General features: G+C 58.0%; 12 protein-coding genes. 8 read left to right on the top strand and 4 right to left on the bottom strand.

The window, feature by feature from the left end:
- Positions 1-47: 47 nt before the first annotated feature.
- Complete coding sequence (gene acnB / locus IEY47_RS17380; RefSeq protein WP_188985357.1) at positions 48-2,657, bottom strand: bifunctional aconitate hydratase 2/2-methylisocitrate dehydratase; 2,610 nt, start codon at positions 2,655-2,657, stop codon at positions 48-50.
- 402 nt (positions 2,658-3,059) lie between these two features.
- Between acnB and IEY47_RS17375 the strand changes: the two genes are divergently transcribed.
- Positions 3,060-3,536, top strand: coding sequence for a DUF1289 domain-containing protein (locus IEY47_RS17375; protein ID WP_188985006.1), 477 nt, complete (start codon positions 3,060-3,062; stop codon positions 3,534-3,536).
- A 47-nt stretch (positions 3,537-3,583) separates the two neighbouring features.
- On the top strand, positions 3,584-4,225 hold the full coding sequence (locus tag IEY47_RS17370; RefSeq protein ID WP_188985356.1) for a MiaE family protein: 642 nt from the start codon (positions 3,584-3,586) through the stop codon (positions 4,223-4,225).
- A 22-nt stretch (positions 4,226-4,247) separates the two neighbouring features.
- Here IEY47_RS17370 and lpxH read toward each other — a convergent pair whose 3' ends face one another.
- Both lpxH and IEY47_RS17360 read right to left on the bottom strand, forming a co-directional pair.
- The gene (gene lpxH, locus IEY47_RS17365; protein WP_188985004.1) at positions 4,248-4,985 is read right to left on the bottom strand and encodes a UDP-2,3-diacylglucosamine diphosphatase; all 738 of its coding nucleotides are present in this window, start codon (positions 4,983-4,985) and stop codon (positions 4,248-4,250) included.
- Between the two features lie 4 nt (positions 4,986-4,989).
- Positions 4,990-5,484 carry a peptidylprolyl isomerase gene (locus IEY47_RS17360; RefSeq protein WP_188985002.1) on the bottom strand — a complete coding sequence of 165 codons (495 nt, stop codon included), beginning with the start codon at positions 5,482-5,484 and terminating at the stop codon, positions 4,990-4,992.
- Positions 5,485-5,685: 201 nt separating this feature from the next.
- Between IEY47_RS17360 and IEY47_RS17355 the strand changes: the two genes are divergently transcribed.
- Genes IEY47_RS17355 through IEY47_RS17345 form a run of 3 tightly spaced genes read left to right on the top strand, consistent with a single transcriptional unit; the run spans position 5,686 to position 9,158 of the window.
- Positions 5,686-7,359: a glutamine--tRNA ligase/YqeY domain fusion protein gene (locus IEY47_RS17355; protein ID WP_188985000.1), complete on the top strand. Its 1,674-nt coding sequence runs from the start codon at positions 5,686-5,688 to the stop codon at positions 7,357-7,359.
- Positions 7,359-8,744 (top strand): cysteine--tRNA ligase, encoded by a 1,386-nt coding sequence (gene cysS, locus IEY47_RS17350; protein WP_188984998.1) that lies wholly within the window; start codon positions 7,359-7,361, stop codon positions 8,742-8,744. The genes IEY47_RS17355 and cysS overlap by 1 nt, the downstream gene beginning before the upstream one ends.
- 21 nt (positions 8,745-8,765) lie before the next feature.
- Entirely contained in the window at positions 8,766-9,158 is a 393-nt protein-coding gene (locus tag IEY47_RS17345; RefSeq protein ID WP_188984996.1) for an MAPEG family protein, read from the top strand.
- A 162-nt stretch (positions 9,159-9,320) separates the two neighbouring features.
- On the opposite strand, the gene IEY47_RS17340 is transcribed toward IEY47_RS17345, so the two are convergent.
- Positions 9,321-9,596 (bottom strand): hypothetical protein, encoded by a 276-nt coding sequence (locus IEY47_RS17340; RefSeq protein ID WP_188984994.1) that lies wholly within the window; start codon positions 9,594-9,596, stop codon positions 9,321-9,323.
- Between the two features lie 185 nt (positions 9,597-9,781).
- On the opposite strand from IEY47_RS17340, the gene htpG reads away from it, so the two are divergent.
- The 3 genes from htpG (at position 9,782) to IEY47_RS17325 (ending at position 16,788) form a co-directional block, all read left to right on the top strand.
- Positions 9,782-11,686 (top strand): molecular chaperone HtpG, encoded by a 1,905-nt coding sequence (gene htpG, locus IEY47_RS17335; protein ID WP_188984992.1) that lies wholly within the window; start codon positions 9,782-9,784, stop codon positions 11,684-11,686.
- 390 nt (positions 11,687-12,076) lie between these two features.
- Positions 12,077-15,766, top strand: coding sequence for a PAS domain S-box protein (locus IEY47_RS17330; protein WP_188984991.1), 3,690 nt, complete (start codon positions 12,077-12,079; stop codon positions 15,764-15,766).
- On the top strand, positions 15,763-16,788 hold the full coding sequence (locus IEY47_RS17325) for an HD domain-containing phosphohydrolase (RefSeq protein WP_188984989.1): 1,026 nt from the start codon (positions 15,763-15,765) through the stop codon (positions 16,786-16,788). Before IEY47_RS17330 ends, IEY47_RS17325 begins: the two co-directional genes overlap by 4 nt.
- The last annotated feature ends 7 nt before the right edge of the window (positions 16,789-16,795 follow it).

Raw genomic sequence — 16,795 nt, 5'->3', positions numbered from 1 at the left:
AAAAGAAGCCCCGCACTAAGGCGGGGCTTCTTTATCACTTGCCTGGATTAGGCTTGTACGACAGGAATATTGGCGTTGGCCGCGGCTTCCTTGTACTCGGCTATCTGATCGAAGCTCAGGTAGCGATAGATGTCGGCGGACATGCTATCCAGGTTGGCGGCGTACTCCATGTACTCTTCGACCGTAGGCAGTTTTCCAAGGATCGAGGCAACCGCTGCAAGCTCGGCAGAGGCGAGATAGACGTTTGCGCCATCGCCAAGGCGGTTCGGGAAGTTACGCGTTGATGTCGAAACTACCGTTGCGTTCGCCGCTACGCGAGCCTGGTTGCCCATGCACAGCGAGCAGCCCGGCATTTCCATACGTGCGCCGGCTTTGCCGTAGATGCCGTAGTAGCCTTCTTCGGTCAGCTGGTGTTGATCCATCTTCGTCGGCGGAGAGAGCCACAGGCGCGTTGGAATGCCGCCCTTAACCTTGTCCAGCAGCTTGCCAGCGGCGCGGAAGTGACCAATATTGGTCATGCACGAGCCGATGAACACTTCGTCGATCTTGTCGCCAGCCACTTGGGACAGGAGGCGAGCGTCGTCCGGATCGTTCGGTGCGCAGAGAACCGGCTCGGTCACTTCGGCCAGATCGATCTCGATGATTTCCGCATACTCGGCATCAGAGTCTGCTTCCATCAGCTGCGGGTTCGCTTGCCAGGCTTCCATCGCCTGAGCGCGACGCTCCAGAGTGCGCGGGTCACCGTAACCCTCGCCGATCATCCAGCGCAGTAGCGTGATGTTGGACGACAGGTATTCGGAGATCGACTCCTTGGATAGCTTGATGGTGCAGCCAGCTGCCGAACGTTCGGCGGATGCGTCGGACAGCTCGAATGCCTGCTCGACCGTTAGGTCTTCAAGACCTTCGATCTCGAGAATGCGGCCAGAGAAGGCGTTCTTCTTGCCTTTTTTCTCGACGGTCAGCAGGCCTTTCTGGATACCGTAATAAGGGATCGCGTGTACAAGATCGCGCAATGTGATCCCGGGCTTCATCTTGCCCTTGAAGCGAACCAATACAGACTCAGGCATGTCCAGCGGCATGACGCCGGTAGCAGCAGCGAACGCAACCAAGCCGGAACCCGCTGGGAAGGAAATGCCGATCGGGAAGCGGGTGTGCGAATCGCCGCCGGTGCCCACGGTATCAGGCAGCAGCATGCGGTTCAGCCAGCTATGGATGATGCCGTCGCCAGGACGCAGGGATACACCGCCACGAGTGCGGATGAAATCCGGCAGGGTGTGGTGGGTCGTGACGTCGATGGGCTTCGGGTAGGCCGCGGTGTGACAGAAGGACTGCATCACGAGATCTGCCGAGAAGCCCAGGCAAGCCAGGTCCTTCAGCTCGTCACGTGTCATCGGGCCAGTAGTGTCCTGAGAGCCGACGGTGGTCATCTTCGGTTCGCAGTAGGTGCCGGGACGAACGCCTTGGCCTTCAGCCAGACCGCAAGCCTTGCCGACCATCTTTTGCGCAAGGGTGAAGCCTTTGCCAGTATCGACCGGGGCTTCAGGCAGCTTGAACAGATCGGTTGGCCCCAGGCCTAGTTCGGCGCGTGCCTTGTCGGTCAGACCACGGCCAACGATCAAGGGAATACGGCCACCTGCGCGGACTTCGTCCAGCAGAACCGGGGTTTTCAGTTCGAAAGTGGTGATCACCTCGTCGCTGTCGTGCTTGCAGACCTTGCCCTGATGTGGGTAGAGGTCAATCACGTCACCCATGTTCATGTTCGAGACGTCGAACTCGATCGGCAGGGCGCCGGCATCTTCCATGGTGTTGTAGAAGATCGGTGCGATCTTGGAGCCGAAGCAGAAACCGCCAGCACGCTTGTTCGGTACGTACGGAATGTCGTCGCCAAAGAACCACAGCACCGAGTTGGTGGCGGACTTACGCGAAGATCCAGTACCCACTACGTCGCCAACATAGGCAACCGGAAAGCCATCGCCGTACATCTGGGCAATCTGCTTCATTGGGCCGATGGAACCTTGCTCGTCAGGCACGATGCCTTCGCGCGCCATTTTCAGCATGGCTAGGGCGTGCAGTGGAATATCCGGGCGCGACCAGGCATCAGGAGCAGGGGAAAGGTCATCGGTATTGGTTTCGCCAGTGACCTTGAATACGCGCAGGCTGATCTTGTCTGCCAGTGTCGGGCGCTTCTTGAACCACTCACCGTCGGCCCAGGACTCCAGAACCGCCTTGGCATGAGCGTTGCCAGCCTTGGCTTTGTCTGCCACGTCGTGGAAGGCATCGAACATTAGTAGAGTAAATTTCAACTGTTCGGCAGCAATGCTGGCCAGCTCGCTATCGTCCAGCAGTTCGACCATCGTGGCGATGTTGTAGCCACCTTGCATCGTACCGAGCAATTCGACCGCGCGTTTCTTATCGAGCAGTGGCGAAGTGGTTTCGCCCTTGGCGATTGCAGAGAGGAAGCCGGCCTTCACATAGGCTGCTTCATCCACGCCTGGCGGAACGCGATTGGTGATCAGGTCGAGGAGGAATTCTTCTTCACCGGCAGGCGGGTTTTTCAATAGTTCTACTAGGCCGGCGGTCTGTTCGGCGTTCAGCGGTTGGGGGACGATCCCCTGCGCAGCACGCTCTTCTACGTGTTTACGGTAGGCTTCAAGCACAGTAATACCCTCATCAGTGGTCCCGGAAAACGTCCGGGACGCTTTTCCTGGTGCCACGACGGCTGCGCGTGGTCGCTTCTTGAGCGTGTCTGCCAGCTCGTCCGTGGCTGCCATCCAGAAGCTGTTTTCAAAGTTTTACGCCAGCGGAACGAAGGGCTTGATGAGGGCGGAGGCAGCTGCGACAAGGTGTCGCGGGCTGCGCTCCGATCGTCCGGCTGGATCTAACTGTGCTCGTGACGCTTTGAAAACAGCTTCAAGTGGGCGTTGGTGCCGTAAACGGCCCGGCAATTCTAATCCAAAGCGACGCTCAAGTTAAGCTAAACGACATTCCAGCTGGCGTGACCCGCTTCCGACAAAGGTCTAACATGCCGCTGAAACAGCACCGTGTCATCGAACCTCACCATGCCCGATCAACGCATCAAGACGCCCTGCGTCGGCCTCTGTTCCACCGTTTTTGGGGATCAGGTCTGCCGAGGTTGTAAGCGTTTCCACCACGAAATCGTCAATTGGAACCTCTACAGCGACGACGAAAAGCGCGCCGTTTGGGAGCGGCTCGAGGTGCTTCTCGTACAAGTGATGGAAGGCAAGATCAGCGTTTTCGATCCGGCACTGCTTCAGCAGCAATTGGAACAGCGCAAGATCCGCTTCAATACTGCGCAATCGACGTATTGCTGGGCCTATCAGCTGATCGCCAAGGGCGCGCGCGTGATCAATCAGCTCGAAGCCTATGGCCTAGCCCTGATGCCCGAATTCCGCGACTGGCCATTGCCAGATATCAGAGACGCGATCGATCGAGAGTTTTTCATTCTCTCGGAGGCGCATTACGAGCGATATATCGCTCCGCGTTTCCTGAGGGAGGGCATGGAAATTCGCGTATAGGGCGTTCGCCCCCTATGATCCTTTCCTTTTTCGTCAATCACGATCTTATGCCTCCAGCCGAACTTACGACGTCCACTCACCTGTCTTCTTCCTTTCCCGAGTTGTATGCCTTTCTTGGCTGCGCCACGCCTGAACGCTGGATCGCTCATGCGCTGGAGGATCAGGAGACGCTGCTCATCGATCATAAGAACTGCGAATTCAAGGCCGCGTCGACCGCGTTGTCATTGATCGCCCGCTATAACAGCCACCTCGATCTGGTGAACGCGATGTCGCGCCTCGCCAGGGAGGAGCTACGCCATCACGAGCAGGTTCTAGGGATCATGAAGAAACGTGGCATCGGTCCGCGTTCGGTATCGGCGAGCCGTTACGCATCCGGGCTGCGTAAGTGCGTACGCACCTCCGAGCCCTATCGTTTGGTGGATACGCTGGTGGTGGGCGCGTTCATCGAGGCGCGCTCATGCGAACGGTTCGCGGCGCTGGTTCCTCACCTGGACGATGTACTGGGCAAATTCTACTTCGGCCTGCTGAATAGCGAAGCGCGCCATTTCCAGGGCTATCTCTCACTGGCTTACCGCTATGGTGAACAGGCGGACGTCGAGCGGCGTGTCGAGCTGATTCGCGAAGCAGAGCGTGAGCTCATCGAAAGCGAAGATGACATGCTGCGCTTCCACAGCGGTATCCCGGCATAAGGTGATTCGCTGCCGGTCTCCGTCAGCCCACCGGCTCGATATCGAACGCTTCGAGCGCCAGCTCGCCATTCTCGTCGCATTCCAAAGCCCAACCCTGACGCTCCCAGTCGCCAAGCACGATGCGCTTGGCGCTTCGTCCACCAGCGAGCGTTAGCTCGTGGATGGCCGGCCGATGGGTATGGCCATGGATGAGAATGCTGGCGTTTAAGCGATCGAGCAGAGGTGGAATCTCTTCGGGAGTCACATCGACGATTGCTGACGACTTCATCTTCGTCTGCTCTTTGCTCTCGCTGCGTAGTTTTCGCGCAAGCTTGCGACGGGTTTGCAGTGGCAGGTGGGTCAGTATCCAGAGCACGATCGGGTTACGCAGCCAGCGGCGCAGCCGCATGTAGCCAATATCTCGAGTACAAAGACTGTCGCCATGCATCAACACGACAGGCGTTCCGTTGAGCACGACGCGGCTGGGATCTGGCAGCAATTCGCAGCCAGCGATGCGGCAAAAGGCCTTGCCGATTAGAAAGTCACGGTTGCCATGCATGAAATAGATACGAGTGCCGCGGTCGCTCAGCTGTTTCAACGCTCGGGCGATTCCTTCCTGATACGGCGTCATTCCGTCATCGCCTATCCAGGCTTCGAAGAAGTCGCCCAGGATGTAGAGCGCCGTTGCGTGTGCGGCTTTCTCGTTCAGAAAACGCAGAAACGCCCGGGTAAGATCCGGGCGTTCTTCCTGCAGGTGCAGGTCTGAGATCAGCAGGATCACAGGATCACTCGACGATCTCGGCCTTCTCGATCACGACGTCTTCCAGCGGTACGTCCTGATGGCCTGCCTTCGAGCCAGTGGCGACTGCCTTGATCTTTTCGACAACATCCATGCCTTCGACGACTTCACCGAATACCGCATAGCCCCAGCCTTGAGTGGTCTGTGCGGTGTGGTTCAGAAAGCTATTGTCCGAAACGTTGATGAAGAACTGGGCGGATGCCGAGTGCGGGTCCATGGTGCGGGCCATTGCCACGGTGCCGACCTTGTTGGAGACGCCGTTGTTGGCTTCGTTCTTGATCGGTGCGTTAGTAGGCTTCTGCTTCATGCCAGGCTCGAAACCACCGCCCTGGATCATGAAGTTGCCGATGACGCGGTGGAAGATCGTACCGTCGTAGTGACCGGCCTTGACGTATTCCTTGAAGTTCGCGGCAGTCTCGGGCGCTTTGTCGTCGAAGAGATTGAGCGTGATGACGCCGTGATTAGTATGCAACTTGATCATTGGGGAACCGTTCTCCATAGGGGCTGAGCGCATTGGCCATCGACAGTCGAAAGCGTTGCGCTTGCCGGGTGTCAGGGGGTTGACCGGTTGGGTATGATACGGACTTTGACAAGACCAGCCTACCGGACCACGGATTTTCCGATCCGAAGCTCCCGCGTCGTCTACAGTGCCGTTTACGCCTCTTCTAAAAGCAAGGACCCCATGAGCACCAAGCCCGAGACTGCCGTTGCCGCCAACTTTCTTCGCCCGATCGTCCAGGCTGACCTGGAAAGCGGCAAGCACGCGAAGATTGTCACCCGCTTTCCGCCGGAGCCCAATGGCTACCTGCACATCGGCCACGCCAAGTCGATCTGCCTGAACTTCGGGCTGGCGAAAGAATTCGGTGGCGCCTGCAACCTTCGCTTCGATGACACCAACCCGGCCAAGGAAGACCAGGAATACATCGATGCCATCAAGGCCGATGTTCGCTGGTTGGGGTTCGAATGGGCGGGCGAGGAGCGCTATGCGTCGAACTATTTCGACCAGTTGCACGACTGGGCGGTGCATCTGATCAAGACCGGCAATGCCTACGTCTGTGACCTGTCGCCTGAAGATGTGCGTGCGTATCGCGGCAGCCTGACTGAGGCGGGACGCAACAGCCCATTCCGCGACCGTTCGGTAGAGGAGAACCTGGACCTGTTCGCGCGGATGAAAGCCGGCGAGTTTTCCGACGGGGCCCGTTCGCTACGCGCGAAGATCGACATGGCGTCGCCGAATATCAATCTGCGTGATCCGTTCCTGTATCGCATCCGCCACGCACACCACCACCAGACTGGTGACAAGTGGTGCATCTACCCGAGCTACGACTTCACCCATGGCCAATCCGACGCCATCGAAGGCGTGACGCACTCGATCTGCACCCTGGAATTCGAAGACCACCGCCCGCTGTATGAATGGTTCCTGGCGAACTTGCCGGTGCCCGCGCAGCCACGTCAGTACGAATTCGCGCGCCTCAACCTGAACTACACCATTACCAGCAAGCGCAAACTCAAGCAGCTGGTAGACGAAAAGCACGTTGTTGGCTGGGACGACCCGCGCATGTCGACCCTGTCCGGCTATCGCCGTCGTGGCTATACGGCGGCATCGATCCGTACCTTCTGCGACATGGTAGGTGTGAACCGTGCGGGCGGCGTCGTGGATATCGGGATGCTGGAGTTCGCTATCCGCGAGGATCTGGATGCTAATGCAGCGCGTGCCATGTGCGTGCTCAAGCCGTTGAAGGTGGTCATTACCAACTACCCGGAAGGTCAGGTCGAGAACCTGCAATTGCCGCGTCATCCGAAGCAGGACATGGGTGTGCGTGAGCTGCCATTCAGCCGCGAGTTGTTCATCGACGCGAGCGACTTCGAAGAAGTCCCACCCGCCGGCTACAAGCGCTTGATCCCGGGCGGCGAAGTGCGCCTGCGCGGCAGTTATGTTATCCGTGCGGACGAAGCGATCAAGGATGCCGACGGTAACATCATCGAGCTGCGTTGCAGCTACGACGAGAACACGCTCGGCAAGAACCCGGAAGGCCGCAAGGTCAAAGGGGTGATCCACTGGGTTCCAGCCGCTGAAAGCGTGGAATGCGAAGTTCGTCTCTATGATCGTTTGTTCCGGGCTGCCAACCCAGAGAAGTCGGAAGAGGGTGGCAGTTACCTGGACAACATCAACCCCGACTCTCTCGTCGTGCTCAAAGGGTGCCGAGCCGAGCCTTCGTTGGCGAGCGCGGCTGCCGAAGACCGTTTCCAGTTCGAACGCGAAGGCTACTTCTGCGCGGATGCGAAGGACTCACGTGCCGGTGCGCTGGTCTTCAATCGTACCGTGACCCTGCGTGATTCATGGGGTGGCCAATAATGGCGTTATCGCTCTACAACACGCTGAGCAAGGTCAAGGAGCCATTCACGCCGCTGGAAGGCAATCATGTGCGGATGTACGTCTGCGGCATGACGGTCTATGACTTTTGCCACATCGGCCATGCCCGCGTGATGGTTGCCTTCGACGTGATTGCGCGCTGGCTGCGGGCGAGTGGCTATGAGCTTACCTACGTCCGCAATATCACCGATGTGGACGACAAGATCATCAAGCGTGCCCGTGACAACGGTGAATCGTTCGAGACACTAGTCGACCGTATGATCGCCGCGATGCATGAGGACGAAGGTCGCCTGAACGTGCTGCGCCCGGACGAAGAGCCGCGTGCGACCGGGCATATCCCGGGCATGCACGCGATGATCCAGACGCTTATCGATAAGGGTTTTGCCTACGCGCCGGGCAACGGTGACGTCTATTACCGTGTCGGCAAATTCGTCGGTTATGGAAAGTTGTCCCGTAAGAAGATCGAAGACCTGCGGATCGGTGCCCGTATCGAGGTCGATGAGGCCAAAGAGGATCCGCTCGACTTCGTTCTCTGGAAGGGTGCCAAGCCTGGCGAGCCGAGCTGGCCGTCACCGTGGGGCGATGGACGTCCCGGTTGGCATATCGAGTGCTCCGTGATGTCCACCTGCTGCCTGGGTGATACCTTCGACATCCATGGCGGTGGCCCGGATCTGGTGTTTCCTCACCATGAAAACGAAATCGCGCAAAGCGAGGCGGCGACCGGCAAGCTCTACGCCAATGCCTGGATGCACGCAGGCGCGGTTCGCGTGGATGGCGAGAAGATGTCCAAGTCATTGGGTAACTTCTTCACCATTCGTGAAGTGCTCGAGAAGTATTCGGCGGAAGTGGTCCGGTACCTGCTCGTCTCCAGCCACTATCGCAGCCCTATCAACTACTCCGAGGACAGTCTGCGAGAAGCCAAGGGTGCGCTCGAGCGCTTCTATCACGCATTGAAGGGGTTGCCGGAGGCGGAGCCTATTACCGGTGATGGATTCGCCGAGCGTTTCGCTGCGGCAATGGACGATGATTTCAATACGCCGGAAGCCTGCGCCGTGCTGTTCGAGATGGCGCGCGAAATCAACCGTCTGCGTGATTCGGACCTGCCCGCAGCTGCTGCACTTGGCGCGCGGTTGAGGTCACTAGCGTCTGTACTGGGTATCTTGCAGTTGTCGTCCGAAACGTTCTTGCAGTCTGGCGCTGGGGCGCGTGTCGATGCCACCAAGGTGGAGTCGCTGATCGAGGCGCGCCTACGGGCGCGTAGCGAGAAAAACTGGGCTGAATCCGACCGTTTGAGGGATGAGCTCACTGCCATGGGCGTTGTGTTGGAAGACGGGAAGGGCGGCACGACTTGGCGGTTGGCCGAGTGATCGGTCTCTGAGGGGCAGGTGATGACGATTCCGTTCTGGTGTGTGTTTTTCAGCGCGCTGTTGATCTACGTTGCGAAACTGCCGGCTGCGGCAGCGATGGGCCGGGATAAGGGCGGTTACGACAATCATCACCCGCGGGCCCAACAATCGCAGTTGACCGGAATGGGCGCCAGGGCCGTTGCGGCCCATCAAAATAGCTTCGAAGTTTTCCCGCTGTTCGTCGCTGGGGTGCTGATTGCACACGTTACCCAGACGCAGGGATGGTTGATCGACACGCTTGCGATCGTCTTTCTGGTGAGCCGGATAGCCTATTTGGCACTGTATTTGGCTAACCTGGCTTGGCAGCGGACGGTCGTCTGGTTGGTCGGGATCTTCTGCTGCCTATTGCTGATGTTGAGCCCGTTGCTTCGTTGACTACAAAACGTTGGTCGCGCAGCTGCGTTATCTACCGTTGACCCCGCCGCCTTGTGGGCTAGCCGTGGAAAACGGTGGGAGCCCTTCGGGATTCCATCCTACGGTTGCACGCTTGTCGCGTTAGAACGAAAAAGCCCGCATTCGAACATGCGGGCTTTTTATTTAGAGCTGGCTGCCCTTTGGCGTTTCGGCCGATGGCGCTTCTGCGGGTGGTGGCGTTGGCTCGTTGTTTTCCTCAGCCTGTTGCGCCGCATCTTCGTTAGCGTCTTTCGTCGCTTCTACCGCTTTGTTCTGCTCTTCAGCAGCGTCTTCCATCTGCTCCTGAGCATTCTCAGCGTGATCTTGAGCCTTCTCCATCTTGTCTTCGGGGGAGTCATTGCACGCGGCAATTCCGAGTGTGGCAGCGAGAAGCAGAGAATACAGTAGGGGTTTTTGCATGGAAGCTCTCCTTGGTGGCTTTCCTAATTCATGTCACTTGGATTTTTCCCCTGATTCGGAGTTCCTTTCGAGTGTGAGTCCGTGGACCTAAACACTTGAAATGTAGAGCGAAGCCCCCACCTTGGGTCCATGCGCCGCTTAATGCGTAAGCGGCTTCAACCATATCCCAATGGAGTTCGATGACGATGAGCGCGGAAACTCAAAAAGAAACTCTCGGCTTCCAAACAGAGGTGAAGCAGCTGCTTCACCTCATGATCCATTCGCTGTACTCCAACAAGGAGATCTTCCTGCGGGAGTTGATTTCCAACGCTTCGGATGCAGTCGACAAACTTCGCTTCGAAGCTCTGGCCAAGCCCGAACTGCTGGAAGGTGGCGCTGAGCTGAAGATTCGTCTGTCGTTCGACAAGGACGCCAAGACCGTCACCCTCGAAGACAACGGCATCGGCATGAACCGCGAAGAGGTGATCGCTCACCTCGGAACGATCGCCAAATCCGGCACGGCTGACTTCCTCAAGAACCTGTCGGGCGATCAGAAGAAGGATTCGCACCTGATCGGGCAGTTCGGCGTGGGCTTCTATTCCGCGTTCATCGTGGCGGATCAGGTCGATGTCTATTCTCGTCGTGCTGGAGATGCGGCAAGCGAGGGTGTGCACTGGGCCTCGAAGGGTGAGGGCGAGTTCGATGTCGCCAATATCGAGAAGGCCGAGCGCGGCACCCGTATCGTTCTGCACCTCAAGAGTGGCGAGGACGAGTTTGCCGATGGCTGGCGCCTGCGCAACATCGTCAAAAAGTACTCCGATCACATCGCTCTGCCGATCGAGCTGCCAAAAGAGCACCACGGCGAGGAAGCGGACAAACCGGCCGAACCCGAGTGGGAAACGGTCAACCGCGCCAGCGCGCTGTGGACTCGCCCGCGCACCGATATCAAGGACGAGGAATACAAGGAGTTCTACAAGCACGTCGGCCATGATTTCGAAGACCCGCTGGCCTGGAGCCACAACAAGGTCGAAGGCAAGCTCGAATACACCTCGCTGCTTTACGTCCCAGGACGCGCGCCGTTCGATCTCTATCAGCGCGAGGCGCCGAAGGGCCTGAAGCTCTACGTGCAGCGCGTATTCATCATGGATCAGGCAGACCAATTCCTGCCGCTTTACCTGCGCTTCATCAAGGGTGTGGTCGACTCGAATGACCTGTCGCTCAACGTCTCGCGGGAAATCCTGCAAACCGGGCCGGTCGTAGATTCCATGAAGTCCGCGTTGACCAAGCGCGTGCTGGACATGCTCGAGAAGCTGGCGAAGAACGAGCCAGAGCAATACACGGCGTTCTGGAAGGCATTCGGCCAGGTATTGAAAGAAGGCCCTGCGGAAGATTTCGCCAACAAGGAGAAGATCGCGGGTCTGCTGCGGTTCTCCTCCACCAGCGACGAGTCAGGCGAACAATCCGTATCGCTCGCCGACTACATTGGCCGCATGAAGGAAGGGCAGGACAAGGTCTACTACCTCACCGGCGAATCCTACGCGCAGGTCCGTAACAGTCCGCACCTCGAAGTCTTCCGCAAGAAGGGCATCGAAGTGTTGCTGCTGACCGATCGTATCGATGAATGGTTGATGAGCTATCTCACCGAGTTCGACGGCAAGCAGCTGGCGGATGTCGCTCGTGGCGATCTTGACCTTGGCAAGCTTGATAGCGAAGAGGACAAGAAGGCCCAGGAAGAAGTCGCGAAATCGAAGGAAAGCCTGGTCGAGCGCCTGAAAGGCGTCTTGGGCGAGCAGGTGGCCGAAGTGCGCGTATCGCACCGCCTGACCGATTCCCCAGCGATTCTGGCGATTGGCGAGCAGGATCTTGGCTTGCAGATGCGCCAGATTCTCGAAGCCAGCGGGCAGAAGGTGCCTGACTCCAAGCCGATCTTCGAAATCAATCCAGCGCACCCGCTGATCGAGAAACTTGATGCCGAGCCTGACGAGGATCGCTTCGCGGACCTTTCGTTCGTGCTGTTCGATCAGGCCGCATTGGCGGCAGGGGACGGCTTGAAAGATCCTGCGAGCTACGTTCGCCGATTGAACAAGCTGCTGGTCGAACTCTCCGCCTGATTACTGGGGAGTGACGTAGAAAGCCCACCGATGCGATGTCGGTGGGCTTTTTTCGTTATGGCACGCTAATGTTTGGATAATCGATTTCGCAAAAGTCGGCTTTGGGCGAAGGGGAAACGGCAGGGGCCACGTCCTCACATCGGGCTCGCTTGATCATGTGCCGGGCCGCTTCGTCGGATTGGCTAAGCATCTACCCCTGGCTGCCGATAAAACGATGATGCCCCCAGCCCGCAGGGTGCCATGCGGCGGGCTTGAGCTTTCCGGGTTATGGCTATTTAATTGCGCGCCGCGCAGAACCTAAGCAAATGTTTGGTGCGTAAGCGCTCCTAGAAGGTCGCCGATGTTACTCCACACGTGTTGTCACTGCGCAGAGAAGGCCTCGGAGCAGTAATGCAGTATCTGGATAAGTTCTTCTATTCTTCTGAAACCCAGGGCCTGCTGCTTTACGGCAGCTATGATCCTTGGCTGGTCTTCACGTCACTCGTAGTTGCAGTACTGTCGTCGATGATGGCGCTGCAAGTCGCCGGCATCGCGAAGGCCACACAAAGTGCATCTCATCGGCATTTCTCGCTTATCAGCGGATCGATCGCGCTGGCCGGCGGCATTTGGTCGATGCACTTCATTGGCATGCTGGCGTTTAGTTTTTGCGCCAGCGTGTCTTATTCCCCTGGCCTAACGCTTCTGTCGCTGCTACCCAGCCTTGCCGCGTCATGGGTCGCGCTGCACATATTGACCCGGCGCCGGGTGACCGCTGCGCAACTGGTCATCGGCGGTGTACTCGTGGGGGCCGGAATTGGCGCGATGCATTACAGCGGCATGGCGGCGATGCGCATGGCCCCGCTGCTGCGTTATGACCCTTTTGGGTTCGCACTTTCCATCGCGGTAGCCGTAGGGTTAGCCATTCTCGCCTTGTGGATTCGTTATGGTTTGCGGCGATGGCTGTCGTCGAACAAATCCCTGGTATGCGGCGGCGTGGTCATGGGGCTCGCCATCAGCGGCATGCATTACACCGGAATGGCTGCTGCGCGATTCGTTGGGGTAGAGGAGGTTAATCCATCGAGCTCCGAGGCCGCATTTCTCGCCACTGCGGTCACAGCGATCGCGTTGGCCCTTGCGGTTCTTGTCGCAACCGCCAACGGCATGCTTCGCTTTCGCCAGTTGTATTTGAGACTCCGCGAGCATGAGGCGCGCTTGCGTGCCATCCTCGAAACCGCAGTGGACGGTGTTGTGACCTTCAATGAAGACGGGGTCATCCAGTCCGGTAACCCGTCGTTCGAACGTCTGTTCCACTGCAAGCTTGCCGACGTCGCTGGCTCGAACATCAGCCAGTTCTTACCGAGTCTTGGGCTAGGAACTGCTCATCGAAACATCGGTGATATAGACGGGGGGCGAGGGGTCGGGACGGGGCGAGAGGTTCAAGCAATTACGCTCGGGGGGCACGCAGTTCCTGTGCGGTTGGCGCTCGGTGTGGCCCGTTTGCCTACACAAACACTTTATATCGGGTTCATCACTGATTTGAGCGATCGCAATGAGATCGAGCGGGCGCTGCGCGAGAGCGAGCAGCAACATCGTTCACTCATTCGCAACATCCCCGGGGTGTCGTTTCGCTGTCTCGCAAACGATGCGTTCACGGTAATCTTCATCAGCGATGGGATCGAGCGTCTTACCGGCTGGCCTGCCGAGGATTTCCGGCAGGGAAGGCGTTCATTCCCGTCGATCTACCATGCCGATGACTATGGTTCGGTTAGAGCGAAAGTTGCCAACGCCAAGGCCGACGGCGGTGATTACACCGTCGAATTCCGTCTCCACGACAGTCGCGGTCGCGAACATTGGGTCTGGGAAAGCGGCACCGTGGTACTCGACGACAGCGGGAAGCCGCGTTGGATCGATGGGGTGATGCTGGATATCACCGACACCAAGCGCCGGAACGCCGAGTTCGAGGGAACCGTTCGAGCGATCAGCCGGGCCCTCAATGTGATCGAGTTCGACATGAGCGGGACGATTCTGACCGCGAACCAGAATTTTCTGGATTTGATGGGCTACAGGCTCGAAGAGATTCTTGGCAAGCACCATGAAATATTCTGCGATCCCGACTATGTGAAAAGCCCCGCTTATGCGGAGTTTTGGCGAAGCCTGACGGCTGGCGAATTGGATGCAGGCGAATACCGCCGCCTCGGTAAGGATGGTCGCAGCCGTTGGATCCAGGCGACCTACAATCCGATCTTCGATAGCGACGGTAATCCGTTCAAGGTCGTTAAGTTCGCAACGGATATCAGCCTGCGCCGGGATATGGAAACGGCGCTTCGCGAGGCGAAGGAAAGCGCTGAACACGCAGCTGCGGCCAAAACGACCTTCCTGGCCAACATGAGTCACGAGATCCGCACCCCGATGAACGCGATCATTGGCTTCACGGAGCTGCTGCTGGAGAGCCCGCTGGATCAGGCCCAGCGTGGTCACCTGAACACCGTTCGCTATTCGGCGCGTTCGTTGCTCGGCTTGCTGAACGATATTCTCGATACCGCCAAACTCGAGAAGGGTGCGCTGGAACTGGAGCAGATCGATTTTTCACTGTACGACCTGTGCCAGCATATCTGCACCTCGCTTCGCTTGGGTGCTAAAGCGAAGGGCTTGGTGTTGACGCTGGACTATCAGCCCGGTCTTGCCCGCTATTTCAATGGCGATCCCTTGCGCATACAGCAGGTGCTGACCAACCTCGTCGGCAACGCAGTGAAATTTACCGAGCAAGGCGGCGTGCGCCTGGAGGTTTCGTCCGATGGGCACGAGGTTCATATCGCAGTGCGTGACACCGGCATAGGCATCGCCGAGGATCGCATGGAGCGCATCTTCGCGCCATTTGCCCAGGCGGACGCGTCGATGAGTCGGCGCTTTGGTGGAACCGGCCTGGGGACGACGATCGCGCAGCAATTGATTGACCTCATGAAGGGGCGAATGAACGTCGAGAGTACGCTGGGCGAGGGGAGTGTTTTTCATGTCTATCTTCCGCTTGCTACCGCGTCCGGAACCCCAGAGCGTTCGAACGGTACAGCTGAGCATCTTTCGCCGTTGCATATTCTTGCTGCGGACGATGTGCCGCAAAACTTACAGCTGCTGAGTTTGAGTCTGGGCCGACGAGGCCACACGGTCGTCACAGCGCGCAACGGTGACGAGGTGCTTGAAGCGTTCCATCGGGAGACGTTCGACGTGCTATTGCTGGATGTCCAGATGCCGACGACGGATGGGCTGGAGGCCTCTCGGCGCATCCGCCTGGCCGAAGCTTCAGCGCAAATGCCTAGAGTGCCGATCATTGCCTTGACCGCAAGCGTGCTCGAAGAGGACCGAATTGCAGCTCGAGAGGCTGGGATGGATGGCTTCGCTTCGAAACCCCTCGAAGTCGATAAGCTGATGTGGGAGATCAGTCGTGTCATCCAGCGTGGCCTGGATTTCCCAGGCGTGCTCGCTACCGCGGAAGCCGAGGATCCGCATGCCATCATTGATTGGGGGCAGGGGCTGCAGCTATGGGGTACCCGCGAAAAACTGCTTACAGCGGTTCAGCGGTTTTACAACGACAACCGTGATGCAGCTGCCGCTATTGCCGACATGAATGGTAAGGGCCTGTTCGTGGAGGCGTCCGAATCCATTCATCGTATTCGCGGGACGTCTGGCAATCTTTCACTCGTGCAGATTTGCAAACTTGCCGGACAGCTCGAGCACGCGTTTCGCGGTAAGCCGAAAGCGCGGCCAACCGACGTGCTTATCCGGGAATTGGAAAACGCATTTCTATCGCTAGGGCGGGAGCTGGAAGATTTCAATGCGACCGAAGTGTCTTCCAAGCCAGCCACGTCATTGGATAAGGCCTCTCTTATCACCATTGCTCAACAGTTGCGCGCTCATTTCCAGCGAGGCGAATTGGATGAGCAGCTGTTTGAATCGTTTATCGAACAGATGATGGGGCAGGGGCGCCGCGACATGGTGGATGAGCTGGACCGGGCCATCAATGAGTTCGATTTTTCGCAGGCAGAGGTGTTGTTGGGAACATTGATCGATGAGCTGCGCAGCCAAACTGAAGAGGCCGTTCGATGAGTCCTGCTGATAACCGTCCCAAACTGCTGCTGGTGGACGATGAACCGCTGAACCTCCAGGTTTTACGGCAGATTTTGCAGGATTCATATCGCCTGTTCTTTGCCAAGGACGGCGCTCGCGCGTTGGAACTTGCGGAGCGGGAACAGCCTGACTTGATCCTGATGGACGTCATGATGCCCGGTATGACGGGTTATGAGGCCTGTGTTCGGTTGAAGCACACCCGGATCACGGCGGCCATTCCAGTGATCTTCGTCACGGCGTTGAGCGATGTGGACGATGAAACCAAAGGCTTTGATGCCGGTGCGGTCGACTACATCGCCAAGCCCGTCAGCGCGCCGGTCGTGCGCGCGCGCGTCAGGGCCCACCTTTCGTTGGTCAGGGCCGAAGAGCTCCGGGAAAGTCGTTTGCAAATTGTGCAATGTCTAGGCATTGCGGCCGAGTACAAAGACAACGAAACCGGGCTTCATGTATTACGTATGAGCCACTATTCGAAGATCCTCGCGTTGGCGGCGGGTTTTAGCGAAGCGGACGCGGACGATCTGCTTCATGCGGCGCCAATGCATGATATTGGCAAGATTGGCATTCCTGATCGGGTGTTACAAAAGCACGGCAAGCTCGATGACCAGGAGTGGGCGATCATGCGCCGCCACGTCGAAATTGGCGCCGAGATCATCGGGACTCATGAGCGCGGGCTGCTAAAGACGGCGCGGGTCGTCGCCTTGACTCATCACGAAAAATGGGACGGAACAGGCTACCCAAATGGCCTCAAGGGCGAAGAGATACCTTTGGAGGGGCGCATCGTGGCAATCGCCGATGTGTTCGATGCACTGACCAGCATCCGGCCTTACAAGGCTGCGTGGCCGGAGATTGAGGCTGTCGATTTGCTGATCCGCGAACGTGGGAAGCATTTCGATCCCCGGCTGGTAGACTTGTTTCTGCAGCAACTGCCGGCAATTAGGGAGATTCGCGCGCGGTGGCCCGATACCGAGTCAGACCCGCAAGATGGCATTTCTGTAGCTTAAAAAAAGG

It is taken from the genome of Pseudomonas matsuisoli, from assembly GCF_014647635.1.
Classification (GTDB): Bacteria; Pseudomonadota; Gammaproteobacteria; order Pseudomonadales; family Pseudomonadaceae; genus Pseudomonas_P; species Pseudomonas_P matsuisoli.
The sequence above is the reverse complement of the archived record's forward strand: the minus strand, read 5'-3'. Positions and strand labels throughout refer to the sequence as shown.